The sequence below is a fragment of the Mucilaginibacter sp. GW821-FHT07G05 genome (genome assembly GCF_059418565.1).
This window is the reverse complement of record NZ_JBWKQC010000001.1, coordinates 927,711-948,037: the sequence shown is the minus strand read 5'-3', so window position 1 is coordinate 948,037 and position 20,327 is coordinate 927,711. Positions and strand designations below refer to the sequence as shown.

Here is a 20,327-nt window from a genome sequence, read left to right as displayed (position 1 = left end):
AGCATGGCAAACTTCAAACAATTTTTTACAGCGATAGCATTATTGGCTGTAACAATTACCGGTTGCGAAAAAGCAAATATAGATGTAGATACCAGTTCGAATGACGGTAAGGCTACAGGTGAAATATCAGGTGTGTGGGCAAAAGGTAGCACGCACGTAATTGAGGGCGATGTAATTATCCCCGAAGGAAAATCATTAACCATTGAAGAGGGCGTAACCGTATTGATGGATACAGTTGCCAAACCGGAGTTTATTGTAAAAGGTAACCTGTACTCATTGGGTACTGCCGAAAACCCGGTAAAATTTACCGTAAACGATTTCTACAAAACCGAAGCTAAAAAATTCGGTAAAATGTGGGGTGGTATCCTTGCAGCGCCAACCTGTGCCGAACTGGTGCTTGATCATACCATATTAGAATACGGCGGTTCAACCACATCTGATGGTTCACTATCAGTGAAACTGGGTTTATACAAAGCAGTAGCCGGTGAAAACCTGCCTGCGCTTTGGTTTTCAAACGTAAACGGTAAACTGATTGTGGTTAACAGCACAATTAGGAACTTTCAGGAAGATTGTACTTATATAGAAGGTGGTAAGATCATCTTCGCTAACAACACTTTTTACACTACAGGTGTAACCGGCGGCGAAGCCATGAACTTTAAATCGGGCTGTTTGGCCGATGTTGGCTTTAACCTGGTATACAGCGCCAATACCAACGCGCTTAAATTATCAAACTCAGGCGACCGTACCCCGCAGGCCTATATTATTGCTTACAACAACACCATGGTAAACACTGGTTGGAGAAGACCATCGGCTAAAGGTGGTTCTATATGGGTAGAGGCTACAGTACATGCCGACCTGTATAACAACCTGTTTGCCAATACCCGTTTCGGTATAAAAAGAGATACCAAAAAGCCTGAAGATTCACGCTCTGTAGTTAGCAATAACCTGTACTATGGTTTCGATCAAACTACGGTAAACCAGTTCCAGGTTTCGGCAGATATATTGGGTGGCACTAACGAAATAAGAGGTACAAGCGCGGGCCAGAACGATCCGAAGTTTGTGAACTATCCATTGTCAAATTCAGAGCTGAGTCCATCATTTGATACCAGTTGGGATTTCCACTTGCAAACTGGTTCACCTGCATTAGGCAAAGGTAAAACAGATTTTACCCGTCACCATGCTGCCGGTATCTTGGTTAATGGTATCACTTATGTATCACCTGCACCGGCCAGCTATATTGGCGCGTTTGGTCTTAACTAATTGGTTTTAATTGTTTTCAGTAATGCGGGTCCCTTTAACCGTAGTTGAAAAAAAAGGGCGTTTTTAATAATGAATAAACTAAGTAAATATACTTTCGCGCCGCTTGCCCTGGGCTTATTCGTAACAGCATGCGGTCAAAACCCGGCAGGTAAAACAGTTGCCGGTGTAGCCGATACATCACAGCAGATAAAACCTGCTGTGATTACCGAGCCTGTACAATTTGATACTGATGATCCTGCAATATGGATTAACCCGGCAGATCCGGCAAAGAGCCTCGTGATAGGCACGGATAAAGACGCTAACGGTGCCTTATATGTGTTCGACCTGAATGGTAAGATTGTAAAGGATAAGGTTGTAAAAGGCTTGCAACGCCCTAATAATGTCGATTTGGCTTACGGCCTGATGTTAAATGGTAAGCCAACCGATATTGCCATTACAACCGAGCGCATAACGCACAAATTGCGTATATTTTCGTTACCGGATATGAAACCCGTTGACAACGGCGGAATAGATGTATTTGTGGGCGAAACAGGTAACGAATACCGCGACCTGATGGGTATTGCCATTTACACCGCGAAAGATAAAAAGATGTACGCCATTGTTGGCCGCAAAAACGGGCCGCTTACAGGTGGTTACCTGTGGCAGTATTTGTTGCAGGATGATGGCACCGGCCAGGTAAAAGCTACGCTGGTACGGAAGTTTGGTAAGTATAGCGGCAAAAAGGAAATAGAATCGATAGCTGTTGATAACGAACTGGGCTACGTATACTATTCTGATGAGCAAACAGGTGTACGCCAATATTATGCCGACCCCGAAAAAGGGGATAAGGAACTGGCCATATTTGGCACTACCGGTTTCGCGGTTGACCATGAAGGTATCTCTATTTATAAACTGACTGATACTACAGGTTATATTCTGGTGTCAGACCAGGGAGCTAACCGTTTCCAGATCTTTAGCCGGGAGGGTACTAAAACCGAGCCGTTTAAACATCAGTTATTGAAAATAGCCAATGTTACGGCTACCCAAAGCGATGGTTCTGATGTAACTACCACACCGCTAAACAGCACCTTTAAGCATGGCTTATTTGTGGTGATGAGCGATGATAAAACTTTCCATTACTATCGTTGGGAAGACATTGCAGGTAAGGAACTGAAAGTGAAATAAAAGCTTTTCCATTCTTCTTCTAAATAAAAGATCCGGTATGTGCAAAACGCATGTACCGGATCTTTTTTATGTGGGGAGAAATTTAATTTTTGATGAAAGCTAAATCTGCGTTTTTGTAAGCGGGTTTTTGCAGTTGGATCTTCAGGTTCCTGAATATCTTCATCGGCCCATCGGTAGCGAACATGTTTACCAGCCAGGCAGGCAAGGCACCTCCCGGGTCAACATGCAGGCTGTATTCTACCTTTATCTGTCCGTTTTTTAGCGGGGTAATCATCCATTTTCCTTTGGAGTGATCTATCCTTACAATACCATCTTTAACCGGAACAAAACCGCTTACTGATGGACCATCAATAGTGGTCACCTTGGTTTCTTCGTTTTGCGTTACGGTTAAGTGAGCCACAAAATCGCGGTTCTCGGCAGGCCAGGGCAGGCTGATCTCCGAGTAATAATATAACTCGGAAGGGGAAACCTGTTTAACCAACGAACATGATTTGGTATGATAAACCCATTCGGCGGCGTTTTTGACATCCAGTATCACGCTCACAAATTGCGATACGGTGGAGGTGAAAGAACATTCAACTTTAATGGCTTTTATTTTAGAATCGGGAACTATGCTGGTGTATACCTTAATGCCTTCTTTTTCGGTACTTAACTGCCAATCTGTTTGGGCAGATGCGAAGTTAAGTTTTAGTAGAATAAGGCAGGTTAGTGCTAATGCTTTGTACATTTTTATAATTATCCAAAGCCCAAAAATACTGCAATGCAGGCTGCAAAGTGGGTATTTAGCTTAATTTTACAAAACAGAAACTTTTGAGGATAATTATTTATAGCCTTTTACGGCGCGAGCAGATAACGGAAATGTGATAAGAATACAGCAGTAAGTATACAAAAATGGTTATCAAACAAGCTGCAAAAACACCTTGGCTGATAACCATTTCAGTTGAAAACTATTAAGCGTGGGCAAGTATATGGCCATCGGCCAGGTAGCTTTTTACCGTATTAATAAGCGTGTTGATATCGAAAGGCTTGGCTATAAAGGCATCCGAACCAAAATCGCCAAAGGCCTCACGTAGCCTTGGGAAACCCGATAGTAAGATAACCGGTAATGCGGCGGTTAAAGGGTGATTCTTGATCTCGCGGCATAATTCGCCACCATTTACACCTGCCAGCAGGTGGTCGAGTATCACCAAATCGGGTTGATGCTGGGTTACGCAGCTCACAATATCATCAACATAAACCAAAGTGGTAACCGCGAAACCTTCCGGTTCGAGAATGTCTTTCATTAACTCCAGCATCTCCGGCTGATCGTCAACAATCAATATATTTTGTAACATGAAAAATAGGATAATTGGTGATGGTATAACAATGCTATCCTGCTACTTGTTTTGCCGCTGTTAATAATAAACATTGTTTAAATCAATAACGCAATTTGGGGTACGCATGTTATACTAATATTATCAAACTATGAAATTTTTTCGGGTGGTGACAGGAGCAGGAGAGTTAGACTGATTCACTGTTGCTGATTAATTATGTGTTAATTTAATAATTGAAGTATTAAATTTTTGTTAAATGGTAATTGTGCTGTTGCAATTTGCTTTCTTAGCCGTAATGGTTATAAAATAACCCTTATAATATGAAAACAAATACCCTTACTAAATTACTTACTTTCGCTTTGGTATGCGCTATTACATTTACGGCATGTGTTAAAGGCCGCTCGGTTGAGCTCGAAAAGAAAATTTCTTTGGCAGGCAGCTGGACCGAAACGCCGCCGGCCGGTGAATATACCCGTGAGCTATTCTTTAGCAATGACAGTGCTTTTACTATGCACTACATAGGTCTGGTTACACCTCTTTTCTCTGCAACGTCAACCGGCACTTACAAAATAGAGGGTGATAAATTGATTGTTAGTATTAAAGAAGTGTTTGTAAAGGAAGCCAACAAACCCGGCATAACCACTACGCTTGATCAGATACTTTTTGATAAGGCCACGTTTACCCTTAAAGACAACCTGCTTAACGTTGATTTTGTTACTTACCCTGCTGATGGGCCGGTGCCGACTAATTTGAAGTTCCTGAAGAATTAACTGGGTTTAAAAGTTTTTTGTAACGGATTGATAAAATAGGGGCGCTTTAAAAGTGAAAAGGTTGGCCGCTATTTTATCAATGCGTTATAAAGAATCTCTACAGGGTGTAAGGCAGTAACCTTAGTGCCGTCTTTTATCTGGTGACGGCAACTGGTGCCTGTTGCCGCAATAATAGTTTCGGCATCGGCCTGGCGTACTGCGGGGAATAAAACCAGTTCGCCAATTTGCATGGATAGGTCATAATGTTCTTTTTCGTAGCCGAAAGAACCCGCCATTCCGCAGCAGCCTGACGGAATGGTTGTTACCTTGTAGTTTTGCGGCAGCGATAATATTTTCTCTGTAGCACCCTGTGCCGCCCATGCCTTTTGCTGGCAGTGCCCATGTAGTTTTATTTGCTGATAGGCACCGGTAAACTGCGATGGCTTGATATTGCCTTTCGCAGCTTCGCGGGCTAAAAACTCGTCGATTAAAAAGGTATTGCGTGAAAGCTGTTTGGCGGCGTCCAATTGTTCGTCGGGTACCAGGTCAGGGTATTCATCCCTGAAAGTTAGTATGGCCGATGGCTCTACGCCGATAAGCGGGGTGTCATTGGTAATGAGTTCGCTTAACAGCCGTACGTTTTGTGTGGCTATTTTTCGGGCTTTATGTAGCAGCCCTTTTGATAAGGCGGCCCTGCCGCTTTCAAAATGATTAGGCATCAATACACGATAGCCAAGTTTTTCAAGTAAGAGGACACCCTTTTTGCCTATTTCGGTATCGTTATAATTGGTAAACTCATCGCAAAAAAAGTATACGGTGCCAATGGGGGCATTTACAGTTTCTGCTTTTCGGTGATTAAACCAGTGCCTCAATGTCGTTTTATGCAGATTTGGCAATGAACGTTCTATCGCGAAGCCTGATAGCTTTTTGATGATGCCAGATGTGGCTTTGTTGTTCACCAATATATTGTAAAAGCCCGGCATTACAGCGGCTACACGGTTAATGGTGTTAAATTCTGCAATTAAACGGGAACGAAACGGAATGCCATTAGCATCATGGTATTGCTGTAAAAATTCGGCCTTTAACTTGGCCATATCTACGTTGGATGGGCATTCGGATTTGCAAGCCTTACAGCTTAAGCAAAGATCCATTACCTCTTTAAGTTCGGGATGGTTAAACGGGTTGCTTTGATTGCCCCTCGTGAGCATTTCCCTAAGCATGTTGGCGCGTGCACGGGTGGTATCCTTTTCGTTATGGGTAGCCATAAACGAGGGGCACATGGTACCGCCCGCCAAATGACTTTTACGGCAATCGCCCGAGCCATTGCATTGCTCGGCATGTTGCAATATGTTTTGCCCGTTAAAGCGGAAGGTGGTTTTTATCTCTTTATTTTGTTGGCCGGGTGTATACCGCAGCATGGTATTCATGGGCGGGGTATCCACAATTTTGCCGGGATTGAAAATATTGTTCGGGTCCCAGGTATTTTTGATCTCCCTTAGCAGGTTGTAGTTGTGCGCGCCTATCATTTGCACTATAAACTCACCTCGAAGCCTGCCATCGCCATGTTCGCCGCTTAAAGAACCTTTGTAGCTTTTAACCAAAGCGGCAATTTCCTGCGCTACCTGTCTGAAAAGCGCGTTCCCTTCTTTAGTTTTCAGGTTGATGAGCGGCCGTAAATGTATTTCACCCGAACCTGCATGAGCATAAAAAACGGTATGTAGTCCGTAGCTTTTCAGCAATTTATCACAATCGCGAATGTAGGCGGGGAGGTCGGCCACGTCAACGGCGGTGTCTTCAATTACCGCTACAGCTTTTTCGTCGCCGGGTAAATTACTTAACAGGCCAAGCCCGGCCTTGCGCAAGGCCCATATCCTTTTGGTATCAGCCCCAAACAATAGCGGGAAGTGGTAGCCAAGCCCGGAATTACGCATTTCGGTTTCTACCGTGGCAGCAATGCTTTTTACACCTGCTTCGTCAGCGGCAAAGTATTCAACCACCAATACCGCTGCCGGGTCGCCTTGTACAAAAAAGCGGTTCTGCGCGTGTTCAATATGGCCGTTGGTACAATCGAGTATGTAATGATCTATCAGCTCGCTTACAATGGGCTTATGTTTCAGCGCGATGAGGTTGGCATTCAGCGCGTCGTCCATACTGTTAAAATGGATACAGAGCAAGCCACTTATTCCTTTAGGTATAGGGGTAAGGTTCAGCCTAATTTCGGTGATGAAAGCCAGCGTACCTTCACTACCCGCTATCAGTTTGCAAAAATTGAAATCATCAGTATCGGCCGTAAACGGCGAGGTATCCAGCAAAGCGTCTACCGCGTAACCAGTATTACGGCGGTGAATGTTTTTCTTCGGGAACTCCCGGCGGATCTCTTCCTGATTTTCGTAATTACCTAACAGGCTTCTTATTTGGCGGTATATGTGGGCTTCAAGTGTTTCGCCGGAACATTTGGCTATAAAATCGTCAAAGTTGAGCGCCTTAAATACCGCGTCAGATCCATCTGATAATATGGCTTTTATTTCGAGCAAATGTTCGCGGGTGCTGCCATAGGTTACCGAATTTGATCCGCAGGAATTATTACCCACCATACCACCAATCATAGCCCGGTTGGCTGTTGAGGTTTCGGGACTAAAGAACAAACCATGCGGTTGCAGGTACAAGTTCAATTCATCACGTACCACGCCGGGTTCTAAACGTACCCATTTTTCGTCGGCATTAACTTCAATAATGCGGTTAAAGTGTTTGGATACATCAACCACAATACCGTTGCCCACTACCTGACCAGCCAGCGAAGTACCGGCCGTACGCGGAATTAGCGATGTTTTTTCTTGATTGGCAAAGCCGATGAGCGCTTTAATATCGGCTATTGATTTTGGGATTGCTACAGCCAATGGCATTTCGCGGTAGGCCGATGCATCGGTAGCATACAGTATGCGCATCTGCTTATCGGTATACAGGTCACCATCGAGTTGTTTAGCGAGTTGCTGTAGCTTGCTTATCATTATAAAAATTCCCCAACAGGGCCAAATTTAAGTAATAGGCGTTAGGTTTATGGCGATGCTTAAAATATGCCTAAAAACTTTTTTCGCTTTTTCTTTTTGGGAGGTTGCTGTTTCAAGATCTCCTGTTGGGCAACCGAATCAATAGTGCTGCGCATAAGCGCGTTACGCCGTGCCTTTATGCTATCGCGTTTGGCCCGCATTACGCTATCGTGGTTGTAATACTTTACAAATATAAAAGGTGAGCGGTAAGGCTTAGTTGCCGCTATAGGGGTTGTAGTTGCTGTTACGGCTTTGCTTTTATCCAGCACAGCGTACAAAAACAGGCCTAAAAATAAAACCGCGACGCCTATCAAACCCGCGAATGCCCGTTTAGTGAGCTGCACCTTATCAGTACCGGTGTTTTGCGGAACTACTGAGGCCGTATTCGCTGTTTGGTATTGCAGCAATTGCTGGTGTAGCTGTTCGTTCTCTTTTTTAAGGTCGATAGTAACGGGGTTGTTTGCGGTAGCCAGCGTGCCTTTTACAATGGCCTGGTGCAATGCCGAACCATCGCTGTAACGATCTTGAGGGTTCTTTTGCAGGCAGGTATATACCATTTCCAACATCCATGCCGGTACCTGCATCTGCTGCGCTTTCTTTTCTGCCGACCATGTTTCGGGCAAATTATTCTCGCGTAGCAACATGGCATCGGGTATTGTACCCTCGATATGGCCCAGCATAACGGCGTTGCGCCCTGTATCGCCATCGCCGTGCAGCGGGAAGGGTACTTGCCCGGATAGTAATTCAAATAAGATCACCCCGTAACCATATACATCGGTTTGCAGCAGCATTTTACCCTCGTGCTGTTCGGGAGCCATAAACTCGATAGCCCCGGCATGGCGAACACTGCTGCGGCGTTGTTCGTCGCTCATGATGGCCAGCCCGAAATCGAGCAACACGTAGTTACCGGTATGGATGTTGTATTTTACGTTGTTACTTTTAATATCGCCATGCTTTACCCCAACATTGTGGCAATGCAGCAGGGCGCAGGCCAGTTGATCGGCAACTTTTATGAGTTCTTTAAGGGTGAAGATCTTATCATGCGGCGCTTGCAGTAATTCGCACAGGTCGGGCCCTTCCACATATTCCATTTCTATGTAGGGGAACGATCCGCTTTCGGTAATGCCGTAGCTCAATATCTTTACCACATTGGGGTTGGGCTCTTCATTTACCTTTTGCAGCTTGGCTACCTCGTTCTGGAAGTTGCGGTAGTTCTTATCGTCGGCACTTTCCAAATAAATAGGGGTAGGTATCAGTTTCACTGCCGAATAAATAGTACCCGTACGCCGCCCTTTATATACCGACCCTTGTCCGCCGGTACGCAAAGCCCCTAAATTTTCCAGTCCGTCAGCTATCGTAAATACTTTACTCATTTATAATGGTTTATAACTGAATAATAAAACCACCGATTCGCCCAGTATGATCTGGTCGCCTTCTTCCAGCTCATAACCAATTTCGGTAGAATGCAGTTTGGTAAGTTGCTCGGTAGCATCCGACCGTACCTTTACTTTATTGCGTGGCGGTACGCCGCCTTCATCGGCAAATATCATAAACCTGCCTGCCTCATTTTTCCACTCAATGTGGGCATGTTGCCGGCTGATGTATTTATTGCTCTCGTTAGCGCTATCAGACGGGAAAGCGATATGATTGATACGGAAATAGCCCTCATCAGATTGCGCTTGTTTATCCCTGCCAATGTTGATCTTGCTATCGTCGGACGTTATGCGGTATTGCTGCTCGGTAGTTTCGCCGCTTAATGGCCTTAGATAAGCAGTAATGGTTTGCTTGATGAAATGCTTGCTGGTTTTTACAAAAAACGCCGCATCCACATTGGCAGCCTTTACGGCTTCGGACGGGATGACTTCGTCAAATATTACTTCCAATGTCCAGTTTGGGGGCAACTCAAGCGCGTAATCGTCTGCAATACGTTGTATCTCATCCTTAAACTTACCGGGTTCATCGGTATACAAAGCGGTTTCGTAAACATGCCTTTCTGCCGAATTGCACGACAGGTAAAGCAGTACGCCCTTAATATTATTGCCTTCGCCGCCTTCGGCCTTTTGCAGTTCCTGTTTAATAAATTGCAGCAAAGCATGGCGTATACCTTTCACATCGGTAGGGCGCTCATCTGCATCGCTTTTAAAAAGATTAAATATCATACTGCCTTTATCAGTTTAATAGTGCTCAATTTTAGTTCAACTTACAGCTTATTCATTTGTTTGCTGTACAATACTTTTAATATAACCCTTTTTTAGCAAAAATGGTATAACGTGTTTGCCCGCCAGCTTAACCGCGTCAGACGAGCCTTTGGTTGCCTCCACCCGGATACACACCACCACGTTATCGTTCCCCTTTGCCATCGGCGCGAAAAATACGTACCAGCCATCGTTGATCTGTTCACCTTTCCATATCCGTTCTGGCGTACCGGTTTTACCAGCTACCGAGATACCGAGGGTATAGGTTTTAAGCGCGCTTTGCTCAATCATATATTTACGCATCAGCTGCGCGTATTGCGCATTGTTCACCAATTTTATGCCCGGTTTTACCGTGGTTGATGAATCGCTTACCTTCAGCACAAAACGGTTGCCTATCATATTGCCGTTATTGGCAACACCCGCCACCATGCGGGCAACAGCGGCAGGACTCGCGATCAATTCGCCCTGCCCCCAGGCCATACCCGAAATACCCTTGGCGCGTGTTTTATGCACGTTATTAGGGTCGTATCGGGGTTTGGTATTAAACTCGGTTTTGCGCCATAGTTCGCGCCATTTTTCTTCCTGTTTTTCGTTAGTGGCTTGTTTGTTATAATAATAACCGCCCGCGCCATGCAAAAACATCCCGGTTTTGATATACAGATCGGCCATTTGCTCCTGCAAATGCTCTTCGTTGGCCAGCTTAATAAAGTATACGTTGTTTGATTTTACTACTGCCCGTTCCAAAGTGATTATACCGGTTTCATCGGGTTCGATGCCTTTGGTGCGTACACGTTCATTCATACTTACGGAGTAGGTTTTTTCGGCAGCAGCCAAACCGAGTTTGTTGAACGCCGCCAGCGAGGTTAATACCTTTGCCGTGGAACCGGGCTGGGTGAATAGGGTAAACCCAAGGTCGGATGTAGTCATCCAGTTAGCCAGTTGGTTCTGCTCGGCAGTGGTCATGGTCAGCTTTTCCCAATCGTGCACAGGCGGCAGGGGGTAAACGGCGGATGTAAGCACATCGCCCGTACCGGCCTTCATGATCACTACGGAAACTCGATTGTCAAACAAGGAAGTATCGGTAGCTATAGATTGCTGAATGCTTGTTTGCAGGCCTGCATCCATCGTCAGTTTTACATCGCGGTTACGGTTTTTAAAGGCTGCTACTTCGGGGCTGTTGATACCGGCCAGCAGGAGCGGGGCAAGCTGTGCATAGTCTTTCTTCACCACCGTCATTTCCTTTACGCCACGGGCTAAAAACTTATCCTCGCGGTAGCGATTGGCCACTACATCAAATTTGGTAGCAGGCAGTTTAAAGCCACGTAGTTCGGCGGCGTGTTCGTATTCGGCAAAGTAGCCGTTGATGCTGCCGTTGAATACACCTGTATTGGCATCGCCCGTCCAAAAGAACATTTGTTCTTCAAACGGGTAATACCGGTCTAATCGCTTATGCACGGCCGAATCCAAATTGTAATCAATACCCGCAGCGGCAAGTTTAAGGCGTTGTTTTTTAATGAGATTAGGGTTGCTGGTAGCCAGTAGTAAACCGTTACAATCATATAATGCCCCGGCCTGTAAACGATTCATTAATATGGCGATGCGTGGATTATAACTGAACATGCGCGCGCCGCTTCTATCGGCAACCAAGGCGGGTTGTACCACCCATTTTTTATTGTTGAACAGGTAGCGCGATACACTTACGCTAAGCAGCAGAATACCCAAACAAGCTGCAATGAGCGCAGGTACCAAATTTTTATCCTGTTGTTTAGATATATAGCTCATTTGCACCGGCGTGCCCCTAACCAATGATGCCGACAGTAAAAAACCCGATGCCAAAAGGTTAGCTACTAATGATGAGCCACCATAGCTTTGAAAAGGCAACGATACACCCGATAAAGGCAATGCCCCGGTAGAGCCGCCCGCGATCAGCAAAAATTGAACGAATGTAGATATACCGATGCCTGCGCATAGGTAAAACAGGAAGGGCGCACCCGTTCGCCGGCCGATAATAATGGAACGGTGCAGGTACAATAAAAACAGCAGGAAAATACATACAATGCCCGTCCAGCCAAATTCTTCGCCCATAGAAGGCAGTATCATATCGGTATGTGCCTCGGGGATGGTTTTGGCAAAACCTTCACCAACACCCTGCCCTGAAAATCCACCGCTCGACATCGCCCAAAGGCCGTTGGCTACCTGGTCGCCGCCGTAAACTTCATTGTTCCAGGCATCTTCCCAAATGGCTTTGCGGTCGGTAAGGCGCTCAACCGGACCGGGAAACAGTTTGCCTAAATAAGGTATTTGGTCGATAGTTAAAAATGCAGCCATAATTACCAGCACCATCACTGCCGATTCGCTCAGTTGCCTGCGCTGAAACAGCATCAGCAAGGCCACAATGGCGGCGGTTATAACAGCAGAGAGCCAAACATTGCCTATTACCCACGATACAATTACGTATATAACTACCGCGCCCGCCATAAAGGCAAAATCGCCGCGGGAGAAGGAGAAGAGCGTGATAAAAGTAAAGCATACCACCATCGCCGGACCCAAATCGCCCAATAATAAAAACAACATCAGCGTTACCAAAATGGCTATCAGCGCGGTTGAAAAGAATGACCAGCGTTTTGTCCAGCTCGCGTATTCGCTGATCAGTTTTTCGTTTACGGCGAAAAAGCCTGCCAGGAAAAAGATGATCAGGTATTTAACAATTTCGCTGGGCTGAAAGCCAAACAGGTTCACCTTAACGCCGCTGCCTTCGGGGCCGGTACCGAAACCGATGGTCATGGCCAATAAAGTGATTGCCAGTAAGGCCCATGGCCAGCCGCTGGCGGCCGACCGTATGTTTTTAAATAGCAACATCCGGTATAACCACGAATCGGTATTGAAACGGCGAAGTTTTACATTCAGCATCACTATCAACGCTGCCATGCCAATACCCAAATACACCAGGGTATCCTTCGCTAAAAAGCGGTCGCGAAGTGGATCCTGCAAACTAAGCAGCGTTAAAAACGACAAGCCCGTTAACAACATTACTATGGGTAGTATCAGCTGATCGGCCTGGCTAAATTTCCATGATAATAATATGTGGATGATCACAAAGCCGCCTACGAAGCTGCCCGCAATGATCCAAAACCATTCATTAAATTCTTGTGGTGTACGGATAATGAGCGATTTTTCTTTTTTGAGGATATTAAAATCGCGCGTAGAAAATAACCTGATCGTATGCGGCGACTGATGGAACGTGAGCGATACGTCTTCATCTAAATTTTGCACACCCTGCGAGGTGCCAAACTGAAAGCCCGGCTGCAAAGGCAATACTTTAAATGCTTTATTATTTGGCAGATTTTTAAAACTGAAGTGCCCATCGGTACTTGTGCGGGCGTAAGCAGTTATTGATTGCAGGCGTGGTTTACCTGCGCTATCCGGTAAAAATGTTTCGGTAAAGCCGTCGCCGTGTTTGGTACTTGTAGTAATGTCTTCGGCAAGTTCGTCGGTAAGCAGACTGTCCTGTGGTAATATCATTTCGAGTTTTACCAGTACGCCGGGTACGGAGTGCTCCTTGTTTTGTATGCTGCCGCTGATGCTGTAAGTGCCTATGCCCAGATTAGTTTCGGCAGGCAGGGCAGGGGGCGATGTTTGTTCCTGCGTAAAACGTAAAGAATCTTCACCGGTATACCCCAATAGCGAGCGCGACGCGCTCACCCGCTTTTTAAACGATTCGCCGCCACGGCGAAAAGCTTCGTCGGCACCAATGTAATATTTGCGTTTGTTGAGTTCGCCAATATTATCTATCTGGTCGCCGATGTTTATGTTTTGGGTTACAGTAGCTTCAATAAGCGTTATGTCGCGTTTATCATCAAAGTAATAACCTTTTTGCAATAACCTGCGCAGGCTTACGGCCGGCGCTTTATCGTTCAGGTTGATCATAGTGCCATCCTGTAAACGTTTGTCAACGTCAGCAAAGCGTAGTTGCAGCACCGTATGCAGCCTGTAAAACAGCAGCGAAAGCAATATAGTGATCAGTAATAAAAACAGACGCTCCTTACCGCGCGATACCGACGGGATGATCTTACTTTGCTCCATTGGCCGCGCTTGTTTTTTTGATCAACGTATCCACTTTAATGGCATTCGCCGGTAATTGGGTTGATATATATTTGCCATTGGGTAAAACATAAGCCCTTTGCACCGGGAACGGGCTATTGCCAAATTGCACATGCTTTAGCACCAGAGTGCTGTTAACCATTAAAACGGTGGTTTTAAAATCCTTAAACTGTAAGCTATCAAGTACAGTTAAACGGCACCTGGCAGAAAGCGACAATGCCGGGCCATTGTAAGTAGTATCTTTTGTAAAGAGGATGCCATTGCCTTTAATATACAGACTATCCTTTTGAATACGCAACGCGTCGCTCAATACCACCGGGCTTTTATAATCGGCAACTGAAAGTACGAGGGTATTGCCTTTCAAGCTATCGATCGCTTTTTGCAGCTTTAGCTCCTGCGCGTTACGGCCTGGTTTAACAACCGCGACAATTTGCTTTTCGGGAACTTCTGAATTTTTCCATTGAAAGTAAAAGCCTACCGCGGCAATTAAAAATATCAGTGCCAGCACAGCGAAAAACTTGGTGAAAAAACTGCCTTTCTGCGTTGAAGGTTGAACCTGTGTGCCGGTAGCTTTGGGCTCCCGAACGGTTGTATCTCCTTTGCCATTTTCGCCCGGAAGCTTGGTTGTACTTGTTGGTTTGGTGGCCGTAATTACCTGCGGGGCCTTGTCGTTTTGCACCAGTACCACGGTAATATTGTCATTGCCGCCGTTGTTGTTGGCAGCAGTTATCAGGCTTTTGGCTTTTTGTTGTAAGGATGTGGGTTGGGTAATAATATCGGTTATCTCGGTTTTATCTACCATATCGGTCAGCCCATCGCTGCATAGCAGCAGCATATCGCCCGGTAAAAATGGCGATTGCCCGGTTTCGATATAAGTATCGTCAGTATCCATCTGGATGTCAAAACCCAATGCCTTGTTGATCTCGTTACGTTTCGGGTGTTGCATGGCGGCCGTCTCCGTCAGCCTGCCCGAATCTTCCAGGAAACCCACAAAAGAGTGGTCCTTAGATATTTTCACCAGCGAATTATCGCGAAGCAAATACAAACGCGTATCGCCCACATGGGCATAATAAAACAGGTTATTGGCAACATCGGCCAGTGCCATGGTTGATACGCAGGCCATGCTATCGTTCACACTATCCTGTGCCTTTTTTTCGATGATACGCCTGTTGGCCAGCTTAAACGCGCTGATCATGGCCGGTATAACCTCATCATCGGCATGTTTCAGTACAGCAACAATCTCGTCGTGCGCTATGGCAGCGGCTACTTCGCCGCCGTTGTATCCGCCTACGCCATCAATAACGCAGCCCAGCACATAGCGGTTATTCATTACCTTTTGGGCAATAAAGGTATCCTCGTTATTGGTGCGTATTTTACCGGTATCGGTAAGTCCAAAAAAGTTTTCAGCCATTTTGTTTCCCCGAGTTTTTAATGTCAATAAAGTGCGTTGCCAGCAGGCAAACCACAATTACTAACAGACCAATGGATAATATTTGCGACATAATACTTAGCCTTTAAACAGATTTAAGCCGATAATGCCGTTCAGCAATATGCGTGAATTAACAGGCAGTTCAACCCAAACCGGCGCGTTCACATCACTGCGGCTGATCACGTTTTCGTTGAGTGTGGTGATCTCACCGAATGATGCCACGTAAAATTTACCATCGGCTTTATTAAAGCGGATCTGCAAATGTGGTGAGTTGACCCATTCCGATGGGATAACGAAAATGTTATCTTCTTCGCGTGGTTCGTCATTGCCTGATACGATGATGTCGTCGTCTTTCATCAGGTACTCCACCTTTTTACCCGCGAATTGCTTATCAGGTATAATGGTTTCTAAACGGGCAAGGGTAGGCTGTTCTTTTTTCGTGCTTTCTTTTTCAGGCGCTTCCAAGTGATCTTCGTAGGGAATCTCCATGTAACCATCGCTGTAATAGGTAAACCCCTTCAAAATATCATCATTCACATCAAAAGTTTGCGCTATACCCGTTTGCCTCGGGATAAAGGTTACCCGCAGGTTCTCCGATTTTTTGGTGCTGTTGCTGTTATCGGGTAATAGTTTGCCTATAAAGCCTTTATCGCCGCGCACATAGCTGGGGTGTGTAACCAGCCTGAACACCCATTTTGAGCCTGATGGCTCAACCGTTTTGCCCGCTTCGCGATAGGTGCGCAGTATCTCGTAAAATTTTTTTACGCTTTCATGCACTATTAGCCCGAAAATGCCTTGTTTGTTTTGAACAAACTCGTTATAATCTTCGGTATTAAAGCTGATGATGAACTCGTGGTAAAAAACCACACGTCCGGCAAAAGAGAGTTCCCTTATCGATTCCTCAAATTTTTCAATAATGTAATTATAAACCGTATCGGGCGTAAGGGGCTGGGCTTTACCGGTAATAGTAGGGGCATCATTGGTTAAAAACCAATCCTGTATGCCTAAGCGCTGCCAAAAGTTATTCTTGGGTTCCATTATTGATGTAAAAATATTTTATGCTAACTGAACGTAAAAACAACAAACGTTGTTTGGTTGTGCAGCAGCTGGTTTATTGGTTCGCAGCCGTATCGGGTTGATTCCCCACGGCACTATCCGTATTTGTTTGGGGTTGTAAAATTTCGGGTTGTTTGTTCTCGTTGCCGTTATCCTGAAGCGAATCCTGGCTCATCGGGTTGGCATACTCGTTCACCGGTTCTTCATACTTGGGTTCTACCTTCGGCGTATCCTTCTTCATCTGTACCGAATCCTGCGTGCTATTGTCCTTTAAACGGGCATCTTTTTTCAAAAAGGTAGCATAAATAGAAAAGCCCATAAAAATAATGAGCATTGATATCATGGCGTAAAACACCGGTTTCGATAGCGTAATTTTCGATTCATCCGCAACAGGTTCGGTTACCGCATTTGAGTTTGCCGCTGGTAAAACAACCGGATTAACAGCAGGCGCTTGCCCCGCAGCTACATTAGCCAGGCTGCCGCTCACAATAGCATCATGCAACGACATGCCGCTGGAGAACCTGTCTTCCGGGTTCTTTTGCAAACATTTGTAGATGAGGTTCAGCAGCCAAACCGGTACCTGCATTTCCTGCGCCTTCCTTTGTGCCGACCAGCCTTCGGGCAGGTTGTCTTTGCGCAATTGCATGGCATCGGGCACAGGGCTTTCCATGTGGCCCAGCATCACGGCGTTGCGCCCGGCATCGTTTTCAGATTGCAGCGGGAAAGGTACCTGCCCGGTGAGCAATTCGTACAGGATTACACCGTAACTATACACATCCGTTTGCAGCATCATTTTACCGTCGTGCTGTTCGGGTGCCATAAACTCAATGGCCCCGGCATGGCGTATGCTGCTGCGGCGTTGTTCCTCGCTCATGATGGCCAGGCCAAAATCGAGCAGTACGTAGTTGCCGGTATGTACGTTGTATTTAACGTTGTTGCTTTTTATATCGCCATGTTTTACACCCACCATGTGGCAGTGCACCAAAGCGCAGGACAGCTGATCGGCTACCTTAATGAGTTCTTTCAGGGTGAAGATTTTCTCGTGAGGCGGTTGTAACAACTCACCCAGATCGGGGCCGTCAATATATTCCATCTCGATGAACGGGAACGAGCCGCTTTCGGTAATACCCCAGCTTAATATTTTTACTACGTTGGGGTTGGGTTTTTCGTTTACCTTTTGCAGCTTGGTAACTTCGTTCTGAAAATTGCGGTAATTTTTATCGTCGAGGCTTTCGGTGTGTACCGGTGTAGGTATAAGCTTAACTGCCGAATATATAGTGCCGGTGCGCCTGCCTTTGTATACCGAGCCTTGTCCGCCCGTGCGCAGTGCACCCAAATTTTCTAATCCTTCCGTTATTGTAAATACTTTACTCATTGCTGCTGTAAGTTACACCTGAAAAGCTTTAATTGTTATGGCTTTTCAAAAATAATATCTAACGGTAATGATAACGATAAAGTAGCTATAATAATTTGGCCGCTTTAAAAATTAAAGAAAAAACGTGTGATGAAGGTTTGAAAGGCTGTTTTTGAGCAGATTGATCCTGGCATCGCGTAACACAATACATCAAATAAATGGATACTGAAATTAAATTCAATAGTGCCTGTATATCAATTGGTATAACGTTTTATCAAATTTTGATCGTAAAGCATTTTGCAGCTTCGTTTCAACACTTATATTTGCCGTTAAATGAAAAAATTAACCTACCTCATTCCCGCGCTGCTTTTAATGGGTGGCGTAAGCACTTACGCGCAAACCGTAAACGATGCCGACAGGCATGAAATAGTTGAAAAATTAGGCAACAAGCTTGTTGAAGTATATCCTTTCCCCGAAATAAGCAAGCAGTATAAAGACGCGCTTACCAAAAATGAAGCCGCAGGCAGATATAATAACCTGAGCGAAGACGAACTGGCTTCAAGGCTGACCGAAGATTTAAGCAAAGCCCATAAAGATGTTCACCTGCGTATTATGCGTAATGTGGATACTTATAAAAACCTGACCGAACCTCGTGAAGGCGGCGGTGGCGGCAGAAATTCTGAAGCTGAATCGCAACGTAAATCAAACTACGGTTTTAAAAGTGTGCAGATAGATGGCGCTACCTCAACTGCTTATGTTGATATTCCGGGGCCGTTCTATGGTTCACAGGAGGCATTTGAAACAGCAGCCGCTGCTATGAACATGTCCGCAAACAGTAAAAATATTATATTGGATATCCGCCATAACCCGGGTGGTACAGGGCAAATGGGCCGCTTTTTGGCATCGTACTTTTATTTTCCGGGTCAGGAGCAGTTTTACCTGAACGGTTTTTATAAAGACCGCAAAATGGATGAGCAGGAGTGGACCTACTCGTACGTACCGGGCAAGCGTTTAACCAATACTTCGGTATACATATTGGTTGGCCCCGGCACAGCTTCGGCATCTGAAGGTTTTGCTTATGCCATGCAGAAATTACGCCGTGCTACCATAGTGGGTGAAACTACAGCGGGTGCAGGCATTGCAGGTACGTTCGTCGCGCTTAAAAATAATCTGGTTGTATTTACGCCATTTAAAATGGTGGTTGCCCCTAACAGTAATGTTGGTTGGGAAGGTACAGGTGTTATCCCCGATGTAGTAAGCGGTAAGGAAGATGCACTGGCAGTTGCCCGCAGGCTGATCTTACAAAATATGGCAAGCAATGGCTCGGACAGCACCCAGAAAGAAGCTGCTCAATGGATATTGGATGATGGCGTTTTTGCTACTAAAAAAGCTATCGATTTGAAAAGTAAATACGGCGAACTGGTAGGTAAATACACCAACAACGTAACCGTAACTTACGCTAAAGGTAACCTTACATGGAACCGCAATGAGCCGGGTAAACCAGCTGAAAGTTTTATAATAAAAGAGCTTAAGCCTGATGTATTGGTGATTACAGGTTTGAACAGCAACATTGGCCCTAACAGTTCGCGCGCTTATATTAACCGCGACGCGCAAGGTAAATTCATCAGCATTACCCGCAAAACCATGATGAATAATGGCAGTATCTACGTAGGTCCGCAGCCGTTAACAAAGCTGTAGAAGTTTGATAAATATGGAATAGAAACCCCGGTAAGGCTTGATCTTACCGGGGTTTTGTGTTTAAAGGATATGGTATCTACCTGAATAAGGACGAGCCACAATACTTGCAGAACAAGGCATCTGCTTCATGGCCTTCACGACCGCAGGATGGGCATGCTTCGGGCAGATCTTTTCTTTGACGGGCAGCCATGGCAATATCATGTGTGATGATGCCCGTGGGCACCGCTATAATGGCGTAACCAATAAGCATTACTACTGATGCTACAAATTTGCCCATAGGCGTTACCGGCGAAATATCACCGTAACCAACGGTAGTAATGGTAACGATGGCCCAGTAAACACTTTCCGGAATGTTTGAAAAACCATTTTCGCGTTTCTCTACCAAATACATGATCGAACCCAGTATAACGGTTAAGGTAAGTACCGTGAGCAGAAACACGCTGATCTTGCGTACGCTGCCTTTCAGCGCTTCTTTTAAAAAGTTTATTTCGGTTAAGAAATGCCCCAGCTTAAAAATCCTGAATACCCGTAATAATCGCAGTGCCCGAAAAACGAGTAACGATTGCGCGCCGATAAAGAATATGCTTAAATAAGAGGGGATGAGGGCGATCAGGTCGATAATACCTAATACGCTTACTACATAAAGGATTGGTCGTTTTATACTTACTAACCGTAGAATATATTCAATGGTGAAGAGCGCGGTATATCCCCATTCGAGCGTGTGCAGTAACTTGCCATAATCTTGATGTATACTTGCTACGCTATCCAGCATTACGATGAGTATGCTGGTAAATATGGCTATCAGCAAGCCTACGTCAAAAGCTTTGCCCGCGCGCGTGTTTGATTCGTAAATAATTTCGTGCAGCCTGAAACGCCAGTCGTTTGATGGAGGTATTGCCATATAAAGCTTAAAAGGCCGGGCTTTTAGTAAATGCCCGGCCTTTGTATAACAATAGCTTTA

General features: G+C 45.4%; 14 protein-coding genes. 4 read left to right on the top strand and 10 right to left on the bottom strand.

Annotation, left to right across the window (positions count from 1 at the left end):
- The first annotated feature begins 3 nt into the window (after window positions 1-3).
- Window positions 4-1,260 (top strand): right-handed parallel beta-helix repeat-containing protein, encoded by a 1,257-nt coding sequence (locus tag AC07NA_RS03870; RefSeq protein WP_494895820.1) that lies wholly within the window; start codon window positions 4-6, stop codon window positions 1,258-1,260.
- Between the two features lie 69 nt (window positions 1,261-1,329).
- Entirely contained in the window at window positions 1,330-2,424 is a 1,095-nt protein-coding gene (locus tag AC07NA_RS03865) for a phytase (protein WP_494895818.1), read from the top strand.
- An 82-nt stretch (window positions 2,425-2,506) separates the two neighbouring features.
- On the opposite strand, the gene AC07NA_RS03860 is transcribed toward AC07NA_RS03865, so the two are convergent.
- Together AC07NA_RS03860 and AC07NA_RS03855 are read right to left on the bottom strand one after the other, a co-directional pair.
- Window positions 2,507-3,151, bottom strand: coding sequence for an START domain-containing protein (locus AC07NA_RS03860; protein ID WP_494895816.1), 645 nt, complete (start codon window positions 3,149-3,151; stop codon window positions 2,507-2,509).
- Between the two features lie 223 nt (window positions 3,152-3,374).
- Window positions 3,375-3,758: a response regulator gene (locus AC07NA_RS03855; protein WP_494895814.1), complete on the bottom strand. Its 384-nt coding sequence runs from the start codon at window positions 3,756-3,758 to the stop codon at window positions 3,375-3,377.
- A gap of 299 nt (window positions 3,759-4,057) precedes the next feature.
- On the opposite strand from AC07NA_RS03855, the gene AC07NA_RS03850 reads away from it, so the two are divergent.
- The gene (locus AC07NA_RS03850; RefSeq protein WP_494895812.1) at window positions 4,058-4,507 is read left to right on the top strand and encodes a hypothetical protein; all 450 of its coding nucleotides are present in this window, start codon (window positions 4,058-4,060) and stop codon (window positions 4,505-4,507) included.
- A 68-nt stretch (window positions 4,508-4,575) separates the two neighbouring features.
- Here the strand turns inward: AC07NA_RS03850 and AC07NA_RS03845 are convergent, their stop codons facing one another.
- The 7 genes from AC07NA_RS03845 to AC07NA_RS03815 form a co-directional block, all read right to left on the bottom strand.
- Window positions 4,576-7,494 (bottom strand): FAD-binding and (Fe-S)-binding domain-containing protein, encoded by a 2,919-nt coding sequence (locus AC07NA_RS03845; protein WP_494895810.1) that lies wholly within the window; start codon window positions 7,492-7,494, stop codon window positions 4,576-4,578.
- Between the two features lie 59 nt (window positions 7,495-7,553).
- Window positions 7,554-8,906 carry a serine/threonine protein kinase gene (locus AC07NA_RS03840; protein WP_494895808.1) on the bottom strand — a complete coding sequence of 451 codons (1,353 nt, stop codon included), beginning with the start codon at window positions 8,904-8,906 and terminating at the stop codon, window positions 7,554-7,556.
- Entirely contained in the window at window positions 8,907-9,692 is a 786-nt protein-coding gene (locus AC07NA_RS03835) for an FHA domain-containing protein (protein ID WP_494895807.1), read from the bottom strand.
- Window positions 9,693-9,740: 48 nt separating this feature from the next.
- A complete protein-coding gene (locus AC07NA_RS03830) occupies window positions 9,741-13,811 on the bottom strand; it encodes an FtsW/RodA/SpoVE family cell cycle protein (RefSeq protein ID WP_494895806.1) in 4,071 nt (1,356 codons plus the stop codon).
- Window positions 13,798-15,240, bottom strand: a complete 1,443-nt coding sequence (locus tag AC07NA_RS03825; protein ID WP_494895804.1) for a PP2C family protein-serine/threonine phosphatase — start codon at window positions 15,238-15,240, stop codon at window positions 13,798-13,800. The genes AC07NA_RS03830 and AC07NA_RS03825 overlap by 14 nt, the downstream gene beginning before the upstream one ends.
- Before the next feature lie 96 nt (window positions 15,241-15,336).
- The gene (locus AC07NA_RS03820; RefSeq protein WP_494895803.1) at window positions 15,337-16,296 is read right to left on the bottom strand and encodes a hypothetical protein; all 960 of its coding nucleotides are present in this window, start codon (window positions 16,294-16,296) and stop codon (window positions 15,337-15,339) included.
- 73 nt (window positions 16,297-16,369) lie between these two features.
- Window positions 16,370-17,689, bottom strand: a complete 1,320-nt coding sequence (locus tag AC07NA_RS03815; RefSeq protein ID WP_494895802.1) for a serine/threonine protein kinase — start codon at window positions 17,687-17,689, stop codon at window positions 16,370-16,372.
- 312 nt (window positions 17,690-18,001) lie between these two features.
- On the opposite strand from AC07NA_RS03815, the gene AC07NA_RS03810 reads away from it, so the two are divergent.
- On the top strand, window positions 18,002-19,366 hold the full coding sequence (locus AC07NA_RS03810; RefSeq protein WP_494895801.1) for a S41 family peptidase: 1,365 nt from the start codon (window positions 18,002-18,004) through the stop codon (window positions 19,364-19,366).
- Window positions 19,367-19,442: 76 nt separating this feature from the next.
- On the opposite strand, the gene AC07NA_RS03805 is transcribed toward AC07NA_RS03810, so the two are convergent.
- Window positions 19,443-20,267 carry an ion transporter gene (locus AC07NA_RS03805; protein ID WP_494895800.1) on the bottom strand — a complete coding sequence of 275 codons (825 nt, stop codon included), beginning with the start codon at window positions 20,265-20,267 and terminating at the stop codon, window positions 19,443-19,445.
- Window positions 20,268-20,327 lie beyond the last annotated feature (60 nt).